This window comes from Pseudomonas sp. p50(2008) (assembly GCF_015351605.1).
Classification (GTDB): Bacteria; Pseudomonadota; Gammaproteobacteria; order Pseudomonadales; family Pseudomonadaceae; genus Aquipseudomonas.
On the sequence record NZ_JACMYF010000002.1, the window covers coordinates 327,798 to 351,084 of the forward strand.

Annotated in this window: 18 protein-coding genes and 2 pseudogenes; 11 read left to right on the top strand and 9 right to left on the bottom strand. The window is 59.1% G+C overall.

Features of this window, described 5'->3' with window-relative positions:
* The first annotated feature begins 4 nt into the window (after positions 1-4).
* The 10 genes and pseudogenes from tssH to H7698_RS06575 all read left to right on the top strand — a co-directional run.
* Positions 5-2,604 (top strand): annotated as a pseudogene (tssH, locus tag H7698_RS06530) (type VI secretion system ATPase TssH).
* An 8-nt stretch (positions 2,605-2,612) separates the two neighbouring features.
* Positions 2,613-4,130, top strand: coding sequence for a sigma 54-interacting transcriptional regulator (locus H7698_RS06535; protein WP_194691116.1), 1,518 nt, complete (start codon positions 2,613-2,615; stop codon positions 4,128-4,130).
* A gap of 73 nt (positions 4,131-4,203) precedes the next feature.
* Positions 4,204-4,344 (top strand): type VI secretion protein, encoded by a 141-nt coding sequence (locus H7698_RS06540; RefSeq protein WP_162436630.1) that lies wholly within the window; start codon positions 4,204-4,206, stop codon positions 4,342-4,344.
* A 17-nt stretch (positions 4,345-4,361) separates the two neighbouring features.
* Entirely contained in the window at positions 4,362-5,552 is a 1,191-nt protein-coding gene (tagH, locus tag H7698_RS06545) for a type VI secretion system-associated FHA domain protein TagH (protein WP_194690907.1), read from the top strand.
* A 5-nt stretch (positions 5,553-5,557) separates the two neighbouring features.
* Positions 5,558-6,058 (top strand): type VI secretion system lipoprotein TssJ, encoded by a 501-nt coding sequence (gene tssJ, locus H7698_RS06550; RefSeq protein WP_194690908.1) that lies wholly within the window; start codon positions 5,558-5,560, stop codon positions 6,056-6,058.
* Positions 6,059-6,060: 2 nt separating this feature from the next.
* Positions 6,061-7,392, top strand: coding sequence for a type VI secretion system baseplate subunit TssK (gene tssK / locus H7698_RS06555; protein WP_194690909.1), 1,332 nt, complete (start codon positions 6,061-6,063; stop codon positions 7,390-7,392).
* A 5-nt stretch (positions 7,393-7,397) separates the two neighbouring features.
* Positions 7,398-8,288 carry a type IVB secretion system protein IcmH/DotU gene (gene icmH, locus H7698_RS06560; RefSeq protein ID WP_162436634.1) on the top strand — a complete coding sequence of 297 codons (891 nt, stop codon included), beginning with the start codon at positions 7,398-7,400 and terminating at the stop codon, positions 8,286-8,288.
* Positions 8,288-11,782, top strand: coding sequence for a type VI secretion system membrane subunit TssM (tssM, locus tag H7698_RS06565; RefSeq protein WP_194690910.1), 3,495 nt, complete (start codon positions 8,288-8,290; stop codon positions 11,780-11,782). The genes icmH and tssM overlap by 1 nt, the downstream gene beginning before the upstream one ends.
* A complete protein-coding gene (locus H7698_RS06570; RefSeq protein ID WP_194690911.1) occupies positions 11,782-12,510 on the top strand; it encodes a PP2C family protein-serine/threonine phosphatase in 729 nt (242 codons plus the stop codon). The genes tssM and H7698_RS06570 overlap by 1 nt, the downstream gene beginning before the upstream one ends.
* Before the next feature lie 11 nt (positions 12,511-12,521).
* Positions 12,522-13,433 (top strand): annotated as a pseudogene (locus H7698_RS06575) (serine/threonine-protein kinase); the annotation flags it as partial.
* On the opposite strand, the gene H7698_RS06580 reads toward H7698_RS06575, so the two are convergent.
* The 3 genes from H7698_RS06580 to H7698_RS06590 all read right to left on the bottom strand — a co-directional run bounded on the left by H7698_RS06580 (position 13,430) and on the right by H7698_RS06590 (position 15,924).
* On the bottom strand, positions 13,430-14,047 hold the full coding sequence (locus H7698_RS06580) for a GAD-like domain-containing protein (RefSeq protein WP_194690913.1): 618 nt from the start codon (positions 14,045-14,047) through the stop codon (positions 13,430-13,432). The pseudogene H7698_RS06575 and the gene H7698_RS06580 overlap by 4 nt on opposite strands.
* An 18-nt stretch (positions 14,048-14,065) precedes the next feature.
* Complete coding sequence (locus H7698_RS06585) at positions 14,066-15,415, bottom strand: DUF6861 domain-containing protein (RefSeq protein WP_194690914.1); 1,350 nt, start codon at positions 15,413-15,415, stop codon at positions 14,066-14,068.
* Between the two features lie 212 nt (positions 15,416-15,627).
* The gene (locus H7698_RS06590) at positions 15,628-15,924 is read right to left on the bottom strand and encodes a DUF6124 family protein (RefSeq protein ID WP_235992754.1); all 297 of its coding nucleotides are present in this window, start codon (positions 15,922-15,924) and stop codon (positions 15,628-15,630) included.
* A gap of 352 nt (positions 15,925-16,276) precedes the next feature.
* Between H7698_RS06590 and H7698_RS06595 the strand changes: the two genes are divergently transcribed.
* Positions 16,277-16,660, top strand: coding sequence for a helicase (locus H7698_RS06595; RefSeq protein ID WP_162436642.1), 384 nt, complete (start codon positions 16,277-16,279; stop codon positions 16,658-16,660).
* A gap of 321 nt (positions 16,661-16,981) precedes the next feature.
* On the opposite strand, the gene H7698_RS06600 is transcribed toward H7698_RS06595, so the two are convergent.
* The 6 genes from H7698_RS06600 to exbD form a co-directional block, all read right to left on the bottom strand.
* Complete coding sequence (locus tag H7698_RS06600) at positions 16,982-17,239, bottom strand: hypothetical protein (protein ID WP_194690915.1); 258 nt, start codon at positions 17,237-17,239, stop codon at positions 16,982-16,984.
* Positions 17,240-17,355: 116 nt separating this feature from the next.
* The gene (locus H7698_RS06605) at positions 17,356-18,756 is read right to left on the bottom strand and encodes an aminoacyl-tRNA deacylase and HDOD domain-containing protein (protein WP_194690916.1); all 1,401 of its coding nucleotides are present in this window, start codon (positions 18,754-18,756) and stop codon (positions 17,356-17,358) included.
* A gap of 78 nt (positions 18,757-18,834) precedes the next feature.
* Positions 18,835-20,910, bottom strand: a complete 2,076-nt coding sequence (gene recG, locus H7698_RS06610) for an ATP-dependent DNA helicase RecG (protein ID WP_162436644.1) — start codon at positions 20,908-20,910, stop codon at positions 18,835-18,837.
* A gap of 9 nt (positions 20,911-20,919) precedes the next feature.
* A complete protein-coding gene (locus tag H7698_RS06615) occupies positions 20,920-21,849 on the bottom strand; it encodes a hydrogen peroxide-inducible genes activator (RefSeq protein ID WP_162436645.1) in 930 nt (309 codons plus the stop codon).
* Positions 21,850-22,108: 259 nt separating this feature from the next.
* Positions 22,109-22,858, bottom strand: coding sequence for a TonB family protein (locus H7698_RS06620; RefSeq protein WP_162436646.1), 750 nt, complete (start codon positions 22,856-22,858; stop codon positions 22,109-22,111).
* Positions 22,855-23,283, bottom strand: coding sequence for a TonB system transport protein ExbD (gene exbD / locus H7698_RS06625; protein WP_162436647.1), 429 nt, complete (start codon positions 23,281-23,283; stop codon positions 22,855-22,857). Before exbD ends, H7698_RS06620 begins: the two co-directional genes overlap by 4 nt.
* Positions 23,284-23,287 lie beyond the last annotated feature (4 nt).

Genomic DNA, 23,287 nt, shown 5'->3' on the forward strand with positions numbered 1-23,287 from the left:
ACACATGATCAATGTAGACCTGCAACGCCTGATTCAGGCACTGGACGCCGAAACGCGTCGCGACCTGGAAAGCGCTGCCGAACGATGTGTCGCCCGTGGTGGCAGCAAAATACTCGTCGAAGACCTGCTGCTTGGCTTGCTGGAACGCCCAAAAGGCCTGCTGGTGAGGGCGCTGCGCGATGCCGACATCGATGCCGGGGAAATGAGTAGCGCGCTGCAATCACGCGTTGAGCACAACGCTTCACGCAACCCGGTGTTCGCCCCGGAACTGGTGCAATGGCTGCAGGACGCCTTGCTGGTTGCCAACCTTGAACTGGGTCAAATCCAGGTCGACCAAGGTGCGTTGATTCTCGCGCTGCTGCGCAACCCGATGCGTTATGCCGGTAGCCGCTATCAGGCGCTATTGACCCGGCTGAACATCGAACGGCTGAAAGCATTCGTCCTGTCTTGCACAGAGCAAGTGGTCCCCGGAAAACCCGCGGTATCGGGTGAGTCTCTGCTTCAGCGATTCACCCACAACCTGACCCAACAGGCTCGCGACGGCCTGATCGACCCGGTGTTGTGTCGCGATGGCGAGATCCGTCAGATGGTCGACATCCTGGCTCGTCGCCGTAAAAACAACCCGATCGTGGTGGGTGAGGCCGGTGTCGGTAAGACGGCCATTGTCGAAGGGCTGGCCTCGCGCATCGCGGCGGGTGAAGTGCCGGACGTCCTCAAAGGTGTCGAGCTCTTGTCTCTGGACATGGGCCTCTTGCAGGCTGGGGCCAGCGTCAAAGGCGAATTCGAACGCCGCCTCAAAGGGGTGATCGATGAGGTCAAGGCTTCACCGAAACCCATTGTTCTGTTCATTGATGAAGCCCATGCCCTGATCGGCGCGGGCGGTAATGCCGGCGGTTCCGATGCGGCCAACCTGCTCAAGCCAGCCCTGGCGCGCGGCGAGTTGCGCACCATCGCCGCCACGACCTGGGCGGAGTACAAAAAGTACTTCGAAAAAGATCCGGCGCTCGCCAGACGATTCCAACCGGTTCAATTGCATGAACCCACCGTCAGCGACGCAGTGACGATTCTGCGTGGGCTGGCGCCACTCTACGAAAAAAGTCACGGCATCTACCTTCGCGATGACGCGGTCGTTGCCGCCGCGCAGTTGTCCGCTCGTTACCTCACGGGCCGCCAGCTACCGGACAAGGCCGTCGATGTTCTGGACACCGCTTGCGCCCGTGTGCGCATCAGCCTTGCCGCTGCTCCGCCGAGCCTTGAGCGCCTGCGTGGCGAGCTGGCGGAAGGTCGTTGCCAGCGCCTGGCCCTGCGGCGCGATGCCGACGCAGGATTGCCGATTGACCACCCGGCGCTGGCCGCACTGGAGAGTCGTTTAGCCGTCGTTCAAAGCGACGTCATGCATATCGAGGCCCTTTGGATTGAGCAGAAAGAGCAGGCAAAACGTCTGCTGGATCTGCGTCAACAACTTGCTAAAGCGCGGCAAAGCTCCCTCGAAGAGTTAACCCTGGAGCAGGCTCAACGTGTCGAAGGACTGAAAGCCGAACTGCACGAAACTCACTGCGCCCTGACCGCTGCACAAGTCGACGAGCGTCTGGTGAGTTTTGAAGTGTGCCCACGCCTGGTGGCCGAAGTGATCAGCGCCTGGACTGGCGTCCCGCTGGCGCAACTGGCCCGTGAGCACAACGCCAGGGTCGCCAGTTTCGCCACCGACCTGGGCACTCGTATCCGTGGTCAGGAACAAGCGGTTCATGCGTTGGATCGCTCGATGCGCGCGGCGGCTGCGGGCCTCAACAATCCCGACGCGCCAGTGGGTGTGTTCCTGCTGGTCGGCCCTAGCGGTGTCGGCAAAACCGAAACCGCACTGGCACTCGCTGACTTGCTGTACGGCGGTGATAGATTCGTCACGACGATCAACATGTCCGAGTTCCAGGAAAAACATACCGTTTCGCGCCTCATCGGTGCACCGCCGGGCTACGTCGGTTACGGGGAAGGCGGCATGCTCACCGAAGCCGTACGCCAGAAACCGTATTCGGTACTGCTGCTCGACGAAGTCGAAAAAGCCGACCCGGATGTACTGAACCTGTTCTACCAAATCTTCGACAAAGGTGTGGCTAACGATGGGGAAGGGCGCGAGATCAATTTTCGCAATACCTTGATCTTGATGACCTCGAACCTTGGCAGCGAACGCATCAGCGAGCTCTGCAAAAACGGTGCGCGGCCCACTGCACGACTGCTCGAAGAAACCATTCGGCCAGTCCTCGGCAAACACTTTAAACCGGCGTTGTTGGCGCGTATGCGCGTGGTGCCTTATTACCCGGTTGCCGGCCCGGTCCTGCGTGAGCTGATTGAAATCAAGCTGGGTCGATTGGGCGAACGACTGAGCAGTCGTCAACTGGAATTCACGTACTCGTGCAGTCTTGTCGATCACCTGGCCGAACGCTGCCTGCAAAGCGATAGCGGCGCCCGTCTGATCGACCACTTGCCGCACTGCACGTACTGCCGCTGGTGGCTGATCGCTTGCTTGCAGCAATGGCGGTCGGAGACAGTCTCAGCCGTGTTCACGTAACGCTCGACGACACCTCCTCCGTTACCTGCGAGTTCGTCTGATGAGCGTCATGTTCACGCAATTGCCACAGCCCCTGGCGTATGCCGAGGCTTTGTTGGCCCAGTTCTCCAGCCTCTCCCGGTCGGCAGACAGCGCCGCGCTGCCAGGTGACCTCGTGCGCGGGTTAGGCACGCTTACCGGTTGCGAACTGGCGCAGTTGTACCTGCTGGATACATCCAGTGCCTGCCTTGGAATGGCGACTGAGTGCCTGAACGGCATTCTGCACCCCAGAGAAGTGACAAGCCTGTCGACCGATTACAGCGCTGAGCCATTGCTGCAATTCGCCCTGGATCAGAATCGCGTGGTCTGCCTCACCGAGTTGAGTTGCACCTTACACAAAAGCGAATTCCTGCCGCCGCAGAGCGTGCCTTGGCAGACGTTGCTGTGCGTGCCTTTGATCAATCAGCAACAGAGCGTCGAAGGCTTGCTGGTGTGTGCCAGTACCCGACACATCGAGCTGCAAGGCTTCGCCGAGTCACTGGCCCAGCTGGGTTCGTTCGCGCTCGGTCAACTGCACCTGCTCCAACGTTTGCGAGGGCCTGCGGTTGAGGCACCACCCATGTCGATCAGCATGCCGAGCGCCAGGGATTTCGGATTGATCGGTAGAAGCACGACCATGCGTCAGACGTGTTCGCTGATCAGTAAAGTCTTGCACAGCCCGTACACCGTGCTGTTGCGCGGGGAGACGGGCACCGGCAAGGAAGTAATAGCCCGGGCCATTCACGATGGCGGAGCGCGGCGTGCGAAGTCTTTCATCGTGCAGAACTGTGCAGCGTTTCCCGAAAGTCTTTTGGAAAGTGAGCTGTTCGGCTATCGCAAAGGTGCGTTCACGGGCGCTGACCGCGATCGTCCCGGGTTATTCGATGCGGCGAATGGTGGAACCTTGTTGCTGGACGAAATTGGCGACATGCCGTTGTCCCTGCAAGCCAAGTTGTTACGCGTACTTCAGGAGGGTGAAATTCGCCCGCTGGGTTGCAACGATACCCACAAGGTCGATGTGCGCATCATTGCCGCGACTCACCGCGACCTGGCGGTCTTGGTCCGCGAAGGAAAATTTCGTGAGGACTTGTACTACCGCCTCGCGCAATTCCCGATCGAATTGCCGGCCCTCCGATACCGCGCTGGCGACGTCCCGGAACTGGCTCGGCACTTTGCCGCAAAGGCCTGTGCGTTCCTGCAACGCGATAGCCTGCGCTGGTCAGAGGCGGCACTGTCTCACCTGTCAGGGTATGCCTTTCCGGGCAACGTTCGCGAACTCAAAAGCCTGGTTGAGCGGGCGGTTCTGCTCTGTGAGGGCGGTGAGTTGCTACCTGAACATTTCTCCCTGCGTACGGATGTCATTGCGCATGCCGGCAGTGCTCACCTGCGTGAACGAATGGCGCAAGTCGAACGCAACCTGCTGCTCGAGTGCCTGCGCAGGAACGCCGGTAACCAGACCGCTTCTGCCCGAGAGCTCGGACTGCCACGCCGAACGCTGTTGTACCGACTTGATCGACTGAACATCAGCGCGAGCGACGTCAATGGATGAGGCCGTTTTTCGCCGTTCATGGAGGCATGCCCTTCGCCTCGAATCCACTTTCACCCCCCTTGGAGCCCCTCTGATGCCTGTCCGTCACCGGCATGCTGTTCTGCTGACCCTCGTTGTTCTGTGTGGCCTCGGCGGCTGTAGCGGCAATTACAAATTCAACGATGACACCTATCGCCCTCTGGGTGATCCGCAGGCAGTCAATCGCGGCAAGTGATCACAAGGAGCAAGACGATGGAACTGGTTCTCGAAATCCAGAACGCCAAGGAATTCGTGCCCACGGAGCTTTGGCACAAGACCTTCAAGCAGGCGGGTGGCACGATCGGGCGAGCGGAGAACTGCGACTGGGTTCTTCCGGATCGCAAGCGCCACCTGTCCAAAAGCCATGCGCTGGTGACCTGCCACGACGGTGCGTTTTTTATCACCGACACCAGCCGCAATGGCATCCGGACGATTGAAAACGGTCCGAACCTGCCTAAAGGCGAAGCGGTGCGGATTGAACACGACAGCGTCTACTTTCTGGGCAGTTACGAAATTCAAGCGCGACTGGCCGGTGTGCCCACGACCTATGGCGTCGCCAGTCAGGCTGTCGCGGACAGCGTGATTCCGGACGATGCTTTTCTTGAGCTGGATCCTTTGAAGGCTTTTGATCAGCAAGCGCTCGCTTACACCGACATCGATGAACTGATCACGCCGCGCATGCCGATTGTGGATGTCCACCCACGCGCCGACTACGCCCGTATCGACATGGAAAACCTGCAGGTGCCGCAGTTGGTAGAGGCACCGCCGGAACCGTTGCCAGCTCCGGCGCAGAGCGCTGTTGATCGCCAAAGCCAGGACTTCTGGAAGCGCTTCGGTATCGCTTTGGGCATAGACCTGAAGGATCTGGACCACGCTGAGCGCGAAAACCTGGCACTGGACGCTGCTCGTTTGCTCAATCAAAGCGTCGATGGCTTGCAGCAAAGCTTGCGCACCCACAGCGAATTGAAAAATGAGCTGCGCCTGGCCCAGACCACCGTTCAGGGCATCTACAACAATCCGCTGAAACTCAGCGTCGATGCCGGGGAAGCACTGGGCATTCTGTTGCGGACCAACAAGCCTGGCCAGTACCCGGCCGAACAGGTTCTCTCCCGGGCATTTCGTGATTTGCAGACGCATCAGGTGGCGCTGTTGGCCGCCAGTCGTGCTGCGATTCGAGGGGCGCTCGAGCACTTCTCGCCCTCGCAACTGACCCTGCGGTTTGAGCGTGACCAACAGCCACTGTTCACCACTGCGGGCAGCCGTTGGAAGGCTTATGGCCGTTATCACCAGGCCCTGCGTCAGGACGATGAGTGGAGCGAGCGGTTGCTCGCTCGTGACTTTGCTCAAGCCTACGAAGAACAGGTTCGGCTGATCTCGACTCTTCACGTAGACCAACGGGGATGACGCCCATGCCTCGCGGCTCTTCCGTTTACTTCAAGACACTGGCGGCGCTGGTGGTTTTGATCCTGCTGTCGGGTTGTACGTCATTGTCGCCGTACTCTCGCCTGACCAAGCTCGACCTGAAACTCACCGCCAACGATCAACTGAACCCGGATCTCAATGGCCGTCCGTCACCGATCGTCATTCGACTGTACGAGCTCAAACATCCCGTGGCTTTCGAGAACGCCGATTTCTTCAGTCTGTACGAGCGCAGCAAAGAAATCCTGGCCCCTGATCTGGTGGTCATTGAGGAGCTTGAATTGCGACCGGGGGAACGCATCGAACTCAAGCTCGCGCTGCAAGCCGATAGCCGCTACGTCGCTGTACTCGCGGCCTACCGTGATCTGGCGCAAACCCAATGGCGATACACCGTGCCAATCACCCCATTGAGCCTCACCGTGACTGATTTGATCCTCGATCAAACCGGTATTCGCAACACTTTAGAAACGCTCGTCAGGACGGATGACTGATCATGAATTCGCATAAAGTCATTTGGCAGGAAGGCATGCTGCTGCGCCCGCAACACTTCCAGCACAGCGACCGCTACTACGATCACCAGATGAAAACCCGTACCCAGTTACTGGGTGGTTATACCTGGGGTTTCCTGACCCTGGACATCGATGCCCAGTTCCTCAAAATGGGCAAGCTGGTGATCAGCCATGCCAGCGGAGTTTTGCCCGACGGCAGTCTGTTCGAGTTGGGCAGCACGTCGGAGCCGTTGGCACTCGTCCTGCCTCCCAATACCGCAAACACGCCGGCTTACCTGGCGCTGGCACTCGTCACCGGCAATCACATCGAGGCTCGTCGACCCGAGCAATCGGACGTCCTGGCACGCTACACCGTGTATGACGCAGCAGTGGCAGACTCCAATGCCGGCGAGGGTTCCTCCAGCCAGGTCAGCTGTGCACGCCCGGACTTTCGACTGTTGCTCGGCGAGCAGCAGAGCGATCAGGCGTACGTGAAGCTGAAAGTTTGCGAAGTGCTCGACACCACGCCCGACGGCATTATCAGCCTCGACCCGGACTTCGTTCCCACCTTCATTCAGGCGCATTCCTCCAGTTACCTGCTGTCGTGCCTCAAAGAAGTGATCAGCATGCTCGGTCACCGGGGCGACGCCCTGGCAGAGCGGATCCGCTCGAATGGCAAGGTCGCGGGCGCGGAAGTTGGCGACTTCATGATGCTGCAACTGATCAACCGCACCGAGCTCCTGCTGCGTCACTACCTCGGTCTGGAACAGGTTCACCCCGAGGCTTTGTATCGAGCGCTGCTGATGTTGCTCGGTGATCTGGCGGCGTTTTCAAGCGATAGCAAACGTCCACGTCTGGACAGCCGTTATCAGCACAGCGATCAAGGCGCGAGTTTTCGAAAATTGATGGAAGAGATTCGTCAGGTGTTGTCGATGGTGCTCGAGCAGCATGCGATCGAACTGGAGCTGCAAGCGCGGCAGTACGGCATCATCGTTTCGCCTTTAAACGACCATACACTACTGGGCTCCGCATCGTTTGTACTGGCCGCCAGTGCTCACTGCGACCCGGAGGATTTGCGCCACCGTTTGCCGGCGCACCTCAAGGTCGGTCCGGTAGAAAGCATCCGCCAACTGGTCAACCTGCACTTGCCAGGTATCAAGGTCAGGCCGCTGCCGGTAGCCCCTCGGCAAATCGCCTTTCATGCCAGCAAAACCTATTTCATTCTTGATTTCAGTGCCGAAGACCAGGCGCAACTCGAGCGCTCTGGCGGCTTCGCGTTCCATGTGTCGGGAGAATTTGCCGAGCTCGAATTGAAATTCTGGGCCATCAGGAACTGACCGACATGAGTAAGGATACGGAACTCCACCATGACGATAGAACCGTCCTGGTAGACCACGACGGGCGCCACCCAGCGTCGAGCCCGCTGACGAATTCGACTACGCCTCCACGCATCGAACAGCTGCAGGATCGGATGATTTATGCGGCTGCCAAACGTCCGGTTGAAACGTACAACATTGGCTTCAACTCGCTTGTGACAGCGGCGTCCCGACTGCTGTCGCAAGTGGCCCGGCTGAAAAGCGGTGAGGTCTGCGAAGATTTGCAAAGCCTTGGCGTGCGCCTGTGTGATGAGCTGGATAGCTTCGTCAAAGTAGCGCTGCACGACGGTATCGAGAATGGCCAGGTTTCCTCTGCCCGTTATGTGCTGTGCACCGTGATTGACGAAGCCGTGGTGACGACGCCTTGGGGCAAGGAAAGCCAGTGGTCGCAAACGAGCCTGCTGAGCCGCTTTCACAAAGAAACGTCGGGCGGTGAAAAGTTCTTCCTGCTGCTTGAGCGGCTGTCGAAAGACCCGGCCAAGAACCTGCCGATGCTCGAGTTGATGTACCTGTGTCTGTCTCTCGGATTCGAGGGTAAATACCGGGTTCAGCCCCGTGGAACCCTGGAACTTCAGCAGGTCAGCGACGCGCTTTACCGGCAGATTAGACATCTGCGCGGTGATGTTTCGCTCCAGTTATCCCCGAAATGGGAAGGCCTCAAGGAAGAGCGCCGCAGCCTGGTGCGCATCGTTCCCTGGTGGTGGGTGGCGCTGTTTACGACGGTGTGTCTGGTCGTGATGTATTCAAGCTTCGACCGGGTGCTGGGTGAGCAACGAGACAGCGTTTTGCAACCTTTTCTGCCGCTTGATCCAGCACCGGTTTCGCCGTTGGCGCAGCGGTCAAACAGGGACGCGTGATGAAAAAACTTTTCAAAAAAACTGGTGTATTTTTGCTTCAGACCTGGGTCTGGAGCTTGCTGCTGGTCCTCTCGATAGCACTGTTGGTGTGGGGCCTGGGCCCGTTGCTGGCAGTGGATGACTATAAATTCTGGGAAAGTGCCACATCACGGCTGCTGACAATCAGTGTACTGAGCCTGCTCTGGGGACTGAGCATGGTGTACGTCAACTGGCGAGTAGGCATACGCAAGAAAACCATTGAAGACAGTGAAGATGGCTGGAGACGCAAAGGCCAGGAAGAGCAAAGCCACACCGAGCGAAAAGAACTGAGGCGACGTTTCAAAGCCGCTTTAGCAACCTTGAAGACTTCAAGCCTCTATCGGGGGCGCAGCGAGCGCTGGCGCGACGATCTGCCCTGGTACGTTTTGCTTGGCCCGCAGAGCAGCGGCAAGACCAGCCTGCTGGTGTCCTCAGGACTCGAGTTTCCGATCAACACGCTTGACCGCAAATCCACCCAGGAGGTGCTGCGCACGGAACACTGTGACTGGTATTTCGCCGAGCACGGCGTCCTGATCGACACGGCCGGACGCTACCTGAGTCAGCAGGATGGTATGGCTGGCGACACCTGGAAAACGCTGCTCGACCTGCTGCGTCAGCGGCGTCGCAACCGTCCGCTCAATGGCGTGCTGGTGACCTTGCCAGTACCGCTGCTGTTCGGCGCGGACCGGGGCATGCTGGAAGGCGTGGCCGATCAGGTGCGTGCCCGCTTGCAGGAAATTCAGCAGCGGCTGCACGTCAATGTGCCGGCCTACCTGGTGATCACCAAGGCGGATGAACTGCCGGGGTTCGACGAATTCTTCGATCAACTGACCCGTGAAGACAGTGATCAGGTGCTGGGCGCGACGCTGGGTAAAGACCTGCGCGACACGGACGCGAGCAGGGTGCGCAGCGAATTCGAAACGCTGCTGCGTCGCCTGAACAGTCAGGTGATCCTGCGCATGCATCAGGAGCGTGACGCTCTGCATCGCGGCCGCATTCTCGACTTTCCGCACCAACTGGGGCTGATCGGCGATGGCCTTTGCCTGTTCGTTGAAAAGGCGTTCACCGGTAATCGCTATCAACGTGTGAGCCAGCTGCGAGGCTTCTACCTGACCAGCGCGCCTCACCTGAGCAACACGCTCCGGGATATGAGCAAGGTGGCCTCGCAAAACCGTCGCATCATTGGTGCACGTTTTATTCACCAGATGATCAGCCGTGTGATTTTCCCCGAGGCTGATCTTGCCGGTCTGGACGCGCGCGAGCGCAGACGCATTCATTGGGGCCAGCGGGCTTTGTACCTCGGTGCACTGACTGCATTGGGCGTGTTCGGCCTGTTGTGGGCAGCCAGTTACTCGGCTAACCACGAGCGTTTGGAACAGCTGCGTTCATTCGCACAGACCTGGACGCAGCAGCGATCTGAAGTCACTGCAGGTGCTGATTCGATGGCGGCACTCAAGCGACTCGACACGGCTTATGCGGCCACTCGAGTCTTCCCTGAAAGAGAGGGTGTCTCGTACCACGAGCGTGCAGGTCTGTATCAGGGTGCCGAAGTCAGCCCGACCATTGTGGCGGCCTACGAGCGTGAGCTTCAAACGCACTTGCTGCCAAGCATAGCGACCCTGCTGGAGGGCCAGATCCGCGTCAACATGAAGGATCGCGAACGTTTGCTTAACAGCCTGCGTGCGTACCTGATGCTGAGCATGGAAGATCGTCGAGAGGCCGAGTGGCTAAAGGATTGGGTGGCTGCTGACTGGTCCCAGCGTTACGCCGGCAACACCGTGGCGCAGAACGCTCTGGCCGACCACTTTGAGCGGTTATTGAAAAAGCCGTTTGCTTACCCGCTTAACGATCAACTGGTGGCGCAGGCACGTCAGGTACTTCGCAGCGAATCGCTGGCCAACGTTGTGTACCGCACGCTCCGCGAGCAGGCCCGCCATCTGCCGGATTACCGTTTCAGTCAACATTTGGGACCGCAGGGCGCGTTGTTTGTCGGTACCGATTACGTGATTCCGGGGTTCTATACAAAGAAGGCATACCACCAATACTTTTCGGTCCAGGGCGCGTCGCTAGTCACTGACATCCTGCGTGACAACTGGGTGCTGGGAGAGGGTGCAGGCATCAGCGGCATGGACTTGCGTCGCCTCATGGTCGAGCTGGAACAGCTGTATTTTCGCGACTACACCCATCTATGGGGCGAAGCGCTCGGGAAAGTTGCGTTACAACCCATCACTCACGCCGGCGACGGCGCCGAACAATTGGCCGGCCTGACCTCGGCCAGTTCGCCCTTGCTGCAACTGCTGGTGGAGGTGCGTGAGAACACACGTTTTGCGGTCATGCCGGAGATCCTTGATGGCGCGGCAGATGAGCTGGCTGAGAAGGGCGGCAAATTGGGCAAGCTTGCCACGGCAGTGGCGGGCAAGGCCTCCAGCGTGGCGGCGAGTGTGGATAAGAATCTGCCAAGCACCGCACGCCAATCCCTGCAACGTCGCTTCGAACCATTGCACCGTCTGCTGGATGAAAACGACGGTCCGACCGCAGATTTGACCCCCGTGCTGCAGGCGGTCAATGACGTTCAACAGCAACTGTCCAGCCTGGCCCGCTCCAGCACCCCGGATCAAGCAGCGTTTGTCATGGCCAAGACGCGCATGGGCGGTCAGCGTGATGCCTTGAGCCACCTGCGCACGACAGCAGGCCGCTTGCCGCGCCCGATCAGCGCGTGGTTCAACGTGCTGGCCGAAGACAGTTGGCAGCTTGTGCTCAACGATGCGTATCAGTACCTGAACCAGCGATACCAGGGCGAGCTGTACAGCTTCTACGGCAAAGGGATCAACAAGCGTTATCCGTTTAGCGCCCACAGCACCAGTGACGTTGCACTCAACGACTTCCGTGAGTTCTTCATGGCACAGGGGGTTGTCGATCGTTTTTTTGAAAGCTACATGAGGCCTTTCGTCAGCGGCGGTCCAGGCAACTATCGCCTGCGTAGTATTGACGGGCGCAGCCTGCCGATGTCCAGGGTCTACCTCGACCAGATGGCTACCGCTCACGTGATCCGCCAGAGCTTTTTCGCCGAGCATCCGAGCGAGCCTAAAGTGCGGTTCAGGCTGGAGCCATACACCCTGGACCCGTCCGTCAGCCGTTCCGAATTCAAGTTCGGCAACGAGACCATGGAGTACCGTCACGGTCCTATCACGCCAGCCTCCTTCACCTGGCCGACCGATGCCGAGGGTGGGCGCACCAGCCTCGTCCTAGACAAAATGGTCGGTCGACCGATCGGTATCGAAAAAAACACCGGCCCGTGGTCGCTGTTTCGTTTATTCGATCTGATGCAGACCGAGTACCTCGACGGTCGTGACGTGATGGTGCTGAAAGCGGACCTGGGCGGTCTTCGCACCAACTACCTCCTGATGAGCCAGCGCATGCCGAACCCGTTCGACATGGGCGTTTTGCGAACCTTCCGCCTGCCGGTGCAGCTCTGATGCAGAGGGTCAGTCCGTGGCGCAGCGCAGCGCGCACCGATAAAGGAAAGATCCGCAGGCGCAACGAAGATGCATTCCTTGACTGCCCACAACAAGGGCTATGGGTGGTCGCGGACGGCATGGGCGGTCATCAGGGAGGCGATATTGCCAGTCAGTTGATCGTCGCCAGCCTGGCGGAATTACCGGCTCAGGTAGGCTTCGATGATCGGGTTAATGGCGTACGTACTTGCCTGCACTGGCTCAATCGACGATTGGGTCAGGAGTTGACCCTCACCGCCGGGTGCCGCGACAGCGTCATGGGTAGCACGGTCGTGGCGCTGTTGATCGAAGGTAATCGCGCCGCCTGTCTCTGGGCGGGCGACAGCCGCTGCTACTTGTGGAGGGGGCAGCGGTTGTTCCAGCTGACCACGGACCATTCACTGCAACAGCAATTGATCGATGAGCAGCGCATGAGCGTCGAACAGGCCAGGGCGCAACCCGGTGCTCATGCACTGACCCGCGCCATCGGTGCGAGCGAACACCTGACCTTGGCCATGCTCGAATTCGAGGTCTATTCGGGCGATGCGTTTTTGTTATGCAGCGATGGTCTTTATCAGGAGGTGAGCGCTGATGGCTTGGGCAGTGCCCTGAGCCATGTCTCGCCACAGGGCGCGCTGCAGCAGCTGTTCAACGCTGCGCTGGACAGTCCGGCTCGGGACAATCTGACAGCCGTAGTGATTCGACAATGAGTGCGTTTTCACCAGCGTCCACGTCTACTCAAGCCGGCATGGGTGAGTTACCCGAAATCCTGGCTGGTCGCTACCGCGTCGAGCGCCTGCTTGGCGCTGGCGGCATGGGCGCGGTCTACCGGGCGCGGGATCTGCTGCGAGAGCAGTTCGATGATCCCGACCCGTGTATCGCGGTGAAAATGCTCAGCGAAGTCTTGTGCGAATCGCCCGACGCCAGCAGCTTGCTCTACAGCGAATTCGCCCTGACCCGGCGACTGCGCCACGACAACGTCGTGCGTTTGCACACCTTTGACGTGGACACGAACTGCCAGAGGGCCTTCATCACCATGGAGCTCATGCGCGGAACGACGTTAGACAAACTGCTCTGCGAGCGGCCGTCGGGACTGCCGTGGAACGAAGTGCGCGAAATCGCGCTGCCACTCCTCGACGCGCTGGCTTACGCTCATTCCCGTGGTGTGCTGCACGGCGATCTGAAACCGAGCAATGTGATGCTCAGCGATGACGGCGTGCGCTTGTTCGATTTTGGCTTGGGGCAAGCCGAGGAAGGCGTGCTGCCGGGCCTGCCGCACCTGAGCCGCAACCGCTTCAACGCCTGGACGCCAGCCTATGCCGCGCCGGAGCTGTTGGAGGGTGGGTCGATGACCTCCAGCGCTGATGTTTTCGCGGTGGCGTGCGTGATCTATGAGTTGGCGGGGGGGAAACATCCATTTCGGCGGTTACCGTTGGATGAGGCGCGGGATGAGCGACCGCCTGTGAAACTGCGAGCGCCCAGGAACTTGCCGAGGCGCTGCTGGCCGGTACTGCGCAGGGCGCTGGCGTATGAGTTGCCGCAGCGGACTGTCACGGCTGCCGAATTGCGGGAGGTGCTGGGTGGCCGGTCGTTTTTTGAGTTGCGGCGTTGGTTCAGGGCACCCCGGCGTTAAAGGTCTGAAAAACTGTAGGGTTGAAGCTCGGTGATTTGCGACAGAATTGTCAGGTGTTCTACGGCTTTTACTTTTTCCAGATGATCGAGGGTATCCGGGCCGCCGAGCATGAGCGCCGGAACAAAACCGTACATCTCGTCGTGGCGCAGGGTGCCGAGCTTTTTCTTTGCAGGTTTGAACAAGTCGCCGTAGTTGTTTGTATCTACGTCCCGTGACAACAGAAAATTTCGTAGTCCCTTATCCATTTGCTCACCAGTAAAGATTGAGGTGTGCGTCGTGTAGCGGGAAAGGATGCTAGTGAGTTTGAGAGATGCCCCCGTTTGCTCACCCCAAAGGTACAAATCACCGAAAGCGCTGCGAGCAATTAAGTGATAGTTGTCAAAATCTGCAAATTTTGTCCCTTCGAGCCAGGATGCCACAACTCCTTCATATTCCTGAGGGTTCACTATCCAGAAAATTCCGTCACCGTAACCACACCAGCCATGTTCGACCCAGTATTCCAATAGCTGGTTTGGCAGCTTGCCTCTGTAACGTTCGATACTTGATATCGGTACTTCCTGTCGATCAATAGGATCGCCGAACTTTTCTATAAACCTTGCAAATACTTTGTCCATGCGATGCCTTCCAGTTAATTAGCACTTGTGCAGTTTTACATTGAGAAATGTTGACTCGCGCATTGCGAGGGGTACGGTTTCTGCAGCTGCCTTCAGATTTGCGATCTTCGGCTTCCACTGAGGGCCGATACTGGAGTTCACCTGTCGATCGCCAAAGTCCGCAATGATGTCCTTTCCGCCAGCGCTCAGATCTGGATTATGCAGCCCAGCAAGGCTTGCCATCGTTCGTTTGGCTTTCCTGATAGCTGCTTCCTCAGCATCAAGTTCGTCCATAGTTTGCGAAAACTCATCTAAGAATCGCTCTTTTAGCTTGTTTTGTAAGTCTTTTCGAGCCTGACTGGCGGCTTGTTGGCTTCGTTTCACCGGATTGGCAATATTCTCCAGATACTCATCAACCGTCAGCCGATTCAGCCCATCCTCCTGCCCCTTCAGCTGCCGCTCGAACTCTCCGATTTTAGACGCTGGCATCTTGTCTGCTTTGAAACATTCGACTTTATGAAGCGCCATGGCGTTCGGTTTGTCACGGGTTGAGTGCTTGTCTTTGTCAGGGGGACGATTTGCCGGTGGCGCAGGCTCCTGCGTGCCGACTGTGCCTTTGCGCGGTCCGGCGGTTTGCAAGTCGGGTCGTTTTTTAAGTGCGTCTTCGTGCTTGAGCATCCACTGGGCTAACTGCGCACCCTTGGGGCTCGCTCGCATTTCCTGGGCGAGGACATTTGCGTTTCCTCTACCACGGGTAAGGTAAGCAACGATAGCGCCCAGCAGCAGGGCGACAACCTCCACATGCCCCTGCGCGATGTGATGGGCGGCCCTGTTCTGAGCAAAAGGATCGTCTTGGCTGAACGGGTTTAACCCTTCCTCGCCGCGCGGGCCTTCCCACGCGATGTTGATGCCGGTCAGGTAATACTCGCCAATGCGCGGCAAACCCTCGACGAAAAACTCGGCAATGGACGTCAGGCCGAGTATCCCCAGTATCCAGGTGCTGACTTGCAAGCCCATTGTGGCGCCAGCGGCACCCATGGGGAGGGCGCCGATTCCGCCGAAAAGCGCGCCTGTACCCGCGCCGATGGCGCCACCGACCAGTACGCTGCCGGCAACGATCATTGCCATCTGCGTGACGACTTCAATCAATTCGTTGAGGACGCTGGCGATATCGAGATCAGAGAAACGCTGCCTCAATAAGCGCCCGGTTTCCCACTCGGCCTGAATGAATGCAGACCTGACACTGTTGATACGACGGATGTTGAGAGAGAGGGAAGGTGCCCGCTCATTGAACTGCGTGCGATAGGTGGCGCCGCCCTGATAACCCATCTGCTCAGCAATACGGCTTTCTATCTCGTGCCACGTGGGCACGATTCGCCCTAAAAACATTTGAGTGTCTCCCTGACAATTTCGCCCGTTAGTGCACCAAAAACACCGGTGTCCATTGCCGGAAGACGCTAACAAGCTATTGAAAGGGGAGATGTAGGAAGGATCGCTGACTGAGGTGGGACGCTTCCGATATTTCAGAATGTTGCATCCGCGACATCCATCAGGCGCTGTCTGTGGGAGCAAAGCTTTGCTCCCACAGTTGGATATCTCCCTTATGCCTTGACTGGAGACACCGCTGAATTCGGTAAGTCGATGTGATCCAGTGTGCGTTCCACGAGTAGATATACCCCGTCGGCCATTCTGCTGATGGCCAAGGCCACAGAGCGGCTTCGTCCTTCCACATCGTCGGCCAGGTTGGCGGCGATGGCGCTTATGGACAGCAGGTCTTCGGAGGCGTTGGCGAGGAGGGCTTCGATGTTGATGTCGGGGGAGACGGTGAAAAGCTGGTCATTTCGGGTTTTGGGCTTGAATGACTTACGGTCGGGAGAATGCGGGTGTGATTTTTTCAAAGTGGTAAACCTCGTGGATTGACAAGTTTTCTCCCGATTTACGGACTTGCACATCCGGTCTTCGATTTCGCGATGACGGCCAAAGGTTAACGGCGAAGTAGAGGTGCGGACAGTTCATGGACACCGCCGCGTGTTGCGGGAAATGTCCGAGAGAGTGGAAGGGATCAGGTCAAAAGATCGCACCCTGCGACAGTTCCTACAGAAGGATCTGACGTTCTCGTCTCGCCAATGACTTGGTAGTCATCAGCGTCAAAAACAACGCCATCTTCCTCTAACGCTACGCGATGGTGGCGTTCCTGGATGAAGCCGCTACACTGCGCCGGCCGTTCATTTTTCTCTTGAGGCTGTGCGCATGAAATTTCGTTTTCTTCTGTGGATGCTGGGTTTGTTGATGGGTAAAGCCAGTCGGACTAATCCTGCGTTTCAGCAGCAGTTGGGTGACAAGGAGTTGGTGTTTCAGCTACAGACTCTGGATGGGAAAGTGGCGCGGCATTTCCGTGTGAAAGATCAACGCATCACTAGCAAGTCCGGCATGTATGCCGAGCCGGCGTTTGCGATTGCCTTTAAAGATGCCGCGTATGGCTTCGCCACAATGCAGGCGAAGAACAAGCAGTTGGCATTCATGACGGGGATTCAGGACAAGTCGATTCAGATCAAGGGCAACCCGGCGCTGGTGATCTGGTTCCAGGGGTTGACCAAGTATTTGAAGCCGAGGAAGGCCAAGCCTAAGGCTTGAAATCGGTTCTTAAATAGAAGCGCTATTGTGGCGAGGGAGCTTGCTCCCGCTGGGATGCGCAGCGTCCCCAAAGACCTTGATTATATCTCACGCACCTTGTTGGCTGATTTGCGGCTGCTGCGCAGCCGAGCGGGAGCGAGCTCCCTCGCCACAGGGTTTCGTATGTTTTTTAGTTGGCCTTATTGGAATGCTCTCAGTGCGAACTGAATTGCGAAGCGGAATCGCGGAGCAGCATTTCGGCTTCGAGCACTTTGCTGACCTCGTCATTGACTTAGTCGCGGCTCAGGCCAGGACGTTTTGACATCGCCGAACAGGTCAAAGTCATGTGCTGCGTTTCTGCGCACGCCTCTCCTGAAGGTAGCGTCCTTGGAGCACTAGAATCTCCGACTTGCTCAGAACGCCTTTTTTCTTGAGATTGACGAGCAACTGTTCGATGCCATCCAGCTCGACGACATCGCCAGCCAAACGGGTAATGCCTAAGGACATACGACTCATGCGGTCACGTTTAGCCGTGACATTGTGGTCTTTCGCAAGTTTGCGGACTTGGCTTGCAACACTGACTTCAGCTGTTTCGATCATCGGAACGTCCTTACTTGCCTTTGCCGTCAAATCATAACTGGGCCATGGTTCATGTTGTCGCGAGCTCGTAGCCGATGATCAGGGATAGAGCCTGCTTCTCGCACCGGTGTGTGCCGTTAGTGCGAACTGAATTGCGAAGCCAGTTCGCGCAGCAGCACTTCGGCTTCGAGGACTTTGCTGGCGACGTCGTTGGCTTTGTCGCGGCTCAGGCCGAGGCGTTCAAGCAGAGCGTCAGGGATGTCTTCGATCGGACCGGAGCCGATACCGCGGCTGCGCAGCAGGCGTACGGCCAGACACACAAGGTTCGGGTACTCGGCGTAATCGCCGTCGTAGGTCGGGTCGTGCTGGAAGCGCAGGGCAGTGGCCAGTTCATCGGGCATGTCCCAATAGCGCATCAGCCATGAGCCGATTTGCTCGCGGCTGATGCCCAGCAGGTGTTGCTCGACATAGCTGTGGCACAGGTGCGGGTTGACCTCCAGGTGGCGGCAGATCAGCGAAAAGTGCGGCGGGAATACGTGGGCCAGCAGCAGATAGCCAAAGTTGTGCAGCAGGCCGGCAAGGTAGGTCAGGCCAGCTTCGGGGCGCTGTGCGCGGGGCATGGCGCGGGTCAGGCCTTCGATGACGGCGGCGGTGTAGATCGACTGCTGCCAGTAAGGCGTCGTGTGTTGAGGGCGATCCTTGGGCAGGCTCAGGGTTTTGCCGAGGGCCAGGCCCAGGGCCAGGTTAATAACCAGGTCGAAACCCAGGACCCGGACGATGGCGTCTTCCACTGAACGAATCTTGCCCGGCGAGGCGTAATACGGCGAGGCCGCCCAGCTGACGACCTGTGCGGCCAGGGCGGGGTCGGTTTCGACGACGCCGGTGATGTCATCGATGGTGGCGTTGGGATCGACCCGCAGCTTGATGATTTTCTGCGCGGTGGCGGCCAGTGGTGGAATTTCGATGGTCGCTTCCAGACGTTGCTGAATGCGTCGCGCGGTGAAGGCCTGGACCGCCTGGGTGATTTCCTCGCGGTCATCGTCGGGGCGGTCGAGGTTCGGGCGAATGCTGGTCAGCGCTTCACCAAAGTTGGCGGCGCTGGCTTTGGTCAGCAGGTTCTTGAAGTCTTCGCGGGTAACTTCCAGCAACACCCCAAGCGTGTCTGAGTTGATCAGCAGCTTGGGCTCACGCAGCAGGCTCTCTTCGTAAAGGCAGGGTGCGGTGGTGAGCGATGGCAAACCCGGCAGCATGCTCAGATTGTGTTTGCCGAGCAGGCGCTCAAGGCGTTCCGTCGACACGGCCGTGAGGCGTCGACCGGTCAGTTCGGCGAGGCGATTGAGGTCCAGCAATTGGCTCTGCGGGAACAACACCATGAGTGAGCCGACGGCATCGTCCACCAGGACGGCCTGCACTTTGCGCGCAGCGTTTAAACCGTGGTGGTCGACGACTTCATCAAAGGCAATGCCCACCTTTTCCAGCAGCAGCCGAACGGCAGACGGAGCAGGCGTGGTTTCGGGAGCGAGGGCAGCGTCAGTCATGGGTTGGATCCGTTCTCGAACAGTTGCAGGAGTATAACCATCATGTTTAACACGGTGGTCCGGAAACTGCGACGGTGCTCACACTTGGCCGTATTGCTGCCCATGGCGAAGCCAGCGGTCGAGCAGCGGGCTGACATGATCCGGCCAGCGCTCGAGCAAGGCCTGGGCGGCGTCGCGCACGGCGGGCAACAAGTCGGCATCGCGCATCAGGTCGGCGACCTTGAATTGCAGCAGGCCGGTCTGACGGGTGCCGAGCATTTCGCCGGGGCCGCGCAGTTCAAGATCCTTTTCGGCGATGACAAAACCGTCGTTGGTTTCACGCATGATGCCCAGGCGCTGACGTCCAATCTGTGACAGTGGCGGATGGTAGAGCAGCACGCAATGACTGGCGGCACTGCCTCGGCCGACACGACCGCGCAATTGATGGAGTTGCGCGAGCCCAAGGCGTTCGGGGTTTTCGATGATCATCAGGCTGGCGTTCGGTACGTCGACGCCCACTTCGATCACGGTGGTGGCGACCAGCAATTGCAGGTTGCCGGCTTTGAATTCGGCCATTACCGCCGCTTTCTCGACAGGCTTCATGCGGCCATGAATCAGCCCGACTTTCAGTTCACCAAGGGCGGCAGTGAGGTCTTCATAAGTGGTCTCGGCAGCCTGGCAGGTGAGCTCCTCAGACTCTTCGATCAGCGTACAAACCCAGTAGGCCTGACGACCTTCAGCGCAGGCTCCGCGCACGCGTTCGATGACCTCGACGCGCCGGGTGTCGGTGATCAACACAGTGTTTACCGGTGTACGACCAGGCGGCAGTTCGTCGAGGATCGAGGTGTCGAGGTCGGCGTAGGCGCTCATGGCCAGCGTCCGGGGGATGGGGGTCGCGGTCATGATCAGTTGATGCGGACACATCCGCCCACCGACGCCTTTCTGCCTTAATGCCAGGCGCTGCTGCACACCAAAACGGTGTTGTTCGTCGATGATCACCAGCGCCAGATTCTTGAACTTCACTTCGTCCTGAAACAGCGCGTGCGTACCCACCACCATCGGTGTACCCCCGGCGATTTGCTCCAGGGCTGCCACGCGGTTCTTGCCCTTGAGTTTGCCCGCCAGCCAGGCGACTTCGATGCCCAAGGGTTCGAGCCAGCGCTTGAAGGTGATGAAATGTTGCTCGGCGAGGATCTCGGTGGGCGCCATCAACGCAACTTGATAGCCGGCCTCCAGCGCCTGTAACGCAGCCAGGGCTGCGACCACGGTTTTGCCCGCACCGACATCGCCCTGAATCAGCCGCAGCATGGGCTCGCGCTGACTGAGGTCGTAGGCGATTTCGTTGCCCACGCGTTGCTGGGCGCCAGTCGGTGCGAAGCCGAGATTGGCCAGGTATTTGGCTGGCAGTTTTGTCGCCTTGGGCATCGCCGGCGCGCGCAAGGAGCGCATGCTCTCGCGTAAACGCTGCTGGGACAGTTGATGCGTCAACAGCTCTTCGAAGGCCAGCCGGTGTTGCGCCCAGTGATGCCCGAGGGCGAGCTCGTCAACATCGGCATCGGCTGGCGGGTGATGCAGGTAACGGATCGCATCAGCCAGCGGCGCGAGTTGATAGTCGCGGGCCAGTTCGGTCGGCAACCAGTCGGGCAGGCTGGTGGGGCCGAGCAACGTCAGGGTCTGCATGCACAACTGACGCAAGCGCTGTTGGGTCAGGCCTTCGGTAAGCGGGTATACCGGGGTCAGGGTCTCATCCACCGGCGGCGGTTCGTCGCCTGTAATGGCGCGATATTCCGGGTGATAAATCTCAAGACCCGACGCGCCGGGCCGCGCTTCGCCGTAGCAGCGAATCCGCGTGCCGCGCTTAAGGCCTTCTTTCTGGGCGTTGCTGAAATGGTAGAAGCGCAGGCTGAGCCCGCCGGTTCCGTCCTGCAGGCGCACGACAAGGCTGCGGCGACGGCCCATGACCACGTCGGCGCCACTGACGGTGCCTTCGATCACGGCATCCTGGCCCGGTCGCAAATGACCGATCGGGACCACGCGTGTGCGGTCCTGATAACGCAACGGCAGGTGGAACAGCACGTCCTGGAGATTCTCCAGGCCGACCTTGGCCAGCTTCTCGGCCATGGCTTCGCCGACACCCTTGAGTGCCGTCACCGACACTTGCGACAACTCGGTCATGGCCGCAACTTAACCGGCAACCACCGGCGCTGGCGGCTTGGCCACCGAGCACAGGCGAATCGAGTCGGCGAGGATTTCAATGGCCTTGGGACGCGGAAAGCTGGCGCGCCAGGCGATGGCCACGGTGCGGAAGGGGACGGGCGGCGTCAGTGGACGCACTTCGAGCACGCCGGGGGCGTAGTGGTGACTGTCCACCGCCGAGAGCGGCAGGATCGAAATTCCGAGGCCGGAGGCGACCATGTGGCGAATGGTTTCCAGCGAACTGGATTCCACCGTGGTGTGCTTGGCGCCGTCCTTGCCGTTGGCCAGGGTCGGGCAGGCTTCCAGCACCTGATCGCGGAAGCAGTGACCTTCGCCGAGCAGCAGCAGGCTCTTGTCGTTGAGCAGGCTGGCGTCGATGGACTCTTTCTGTGTCCACGAATGTTGGGCCGGCATCAGGACGTAGAACGGCTCGTCATAGAGCTGCAACGTCAGCACGTCGGCTTCGTTGAACGGCAAAGCGATGATGATCGCGTCGAGCTCGCCGTTGCGTAGCTTGTCGCGCAGGATGTGGGTGAAGTTTTCTTCGATGTACAACGGCATCTGCGGGGCAACCCGGTGCAGTTGCGGGATCAGGTGCGGGAACAAGTAAGGGCCGACGGTGTAGATCGCGCCGACTTTCAGCGGGGCGGTCAGCTGGTTCTTGCCGGCCTGGGCCAGTTCACGGATGCCTTGGGCTTGCTCCAGGACTTTTTGTGCCTGGGCAACAATGCCTTCGCCGACCGGCGTCAGGCGCACGGCGCTCTTGCTGCGCTCGAAAATCAGCACACCGAGTTCGTCTTCAAGCTTTTTCACGCCCACCGACAGGGTCGGTTGACTGACGTGGCAACGCTCGGCCGCATGGCCGAAATGCTGCTCTTGGGCGAGGGTAACGATGTAGCGTAATTCTGTGAGAGTCATAGCGAGCGTCCATGAAGTTGCGAGCCAAGCATAACGGCTGCAATCGATAGACGCACGTTATCAGACTGAGTGTGCTGAGTGACACAGGGCAATGCAGTTTGCGGGTGGCGGATACGCAAAAGGCACCTTTCGGTGCCTTTATGGCTGGTGCATGACCTGTGGGAGCCGAGCGTGCTCGCGATAGTGGTATCACCGTCAACAAAGATGTTGAAATTGATGGCCTCATCGCGAGCAAGATCGGCTCCTGCAAGGGCAGTGTTTAACGCCGGCGTTTCTCCAGCGAGTAAACAAACGGTGCAACGATTTCGATGGAGCCGTTGTTCAGCATATCGGCCGGTGGCTTGGGCAGCGGCTGGGCGCGGCGGATCATTTCCATGGTCGCTCGGTCCAGATCGGCATTGCCGGAACCACCCACGAGTTCGAACGACAGCACGTTGCCTTCAGCATCGACCACGAAGCGCAGACGGTTCATGCCTTCCTTGCCCCGTGCCTGCGCACTGGCCGGGTACTTTTTGTACTTGGCCAAGTGAGCGAGCAGGGTGCCCTGCCAGCTGGCTTTCGCCGCCTGTTGCGCGGGCGATGGGCCGGGTGCCGGCTGAGCGGATTTATCCGTCGGTGCCTGGGTCGGTTGCGCGTCGCTTGGCTTCTCTTCCGACGGCTTCTCTTTCGGCGGCTCCGGTTTTTTCTCCACAGGCTTGGGCGGTTGAGGCTTTGGCTTGGGTTTGACCGGTTTCGGTACGGAGATCGTCGGTTTCGGCGCTTCAGCGAGTTTCGGCAACGGCAGTTCTTCCACCGGGGCCGGTGGCTGTGGCGGCGTTATCACCTTCGGCGGTGCCGGTGGTGGCGGGGCTGGAACGGGCGCCAACTCGACCATCATTGCCTGCGGTGGCAACTCGATCGGTGGGCGCGCGGTCCAGTTCAGCGCCAGCGCAATGGCCAGCGCATGGACGCCCAGCACCACGGCCAGGCTCCCGCTGTAACGCGTCAGCTTATGGCGCGTTGTGATCATTTTTTGGCTGCCGTCTCGAGTCCGACCAGGCCAACCTTCAGGTAACCGGCAGCACGCAGAGCATCCATCACGCTCATCAGGTCGCCGTAGTCCACGCCTTTATCGGCCTGGAAGAAGATCGTCGTGTCTTTCTTGCCTTGGGTCTTGGCGTCCAGCGTGGCGCCGAGTGATTCGGCTTTCACTTCGTCGTCACCAAGGAACAGACGCTGATCGGCTTTCACGCTGAGGAACACCGGCTTCTCTGGCCGCGGCGCCGGTTTGGCGCTCGAGGCCGGCAGGTCAACCTTGATGTCCACGGTTGCCAACGGAGCGGCCACCATGAAGATGATCAGCAGTACCAACATCACGTCGATGAACGGCGTGACGTTGATTTCGTGGTTCTCGGCGAGATCGTCGTCTGCGCCTTCTTTCAAATGCAAGCCCATGGCT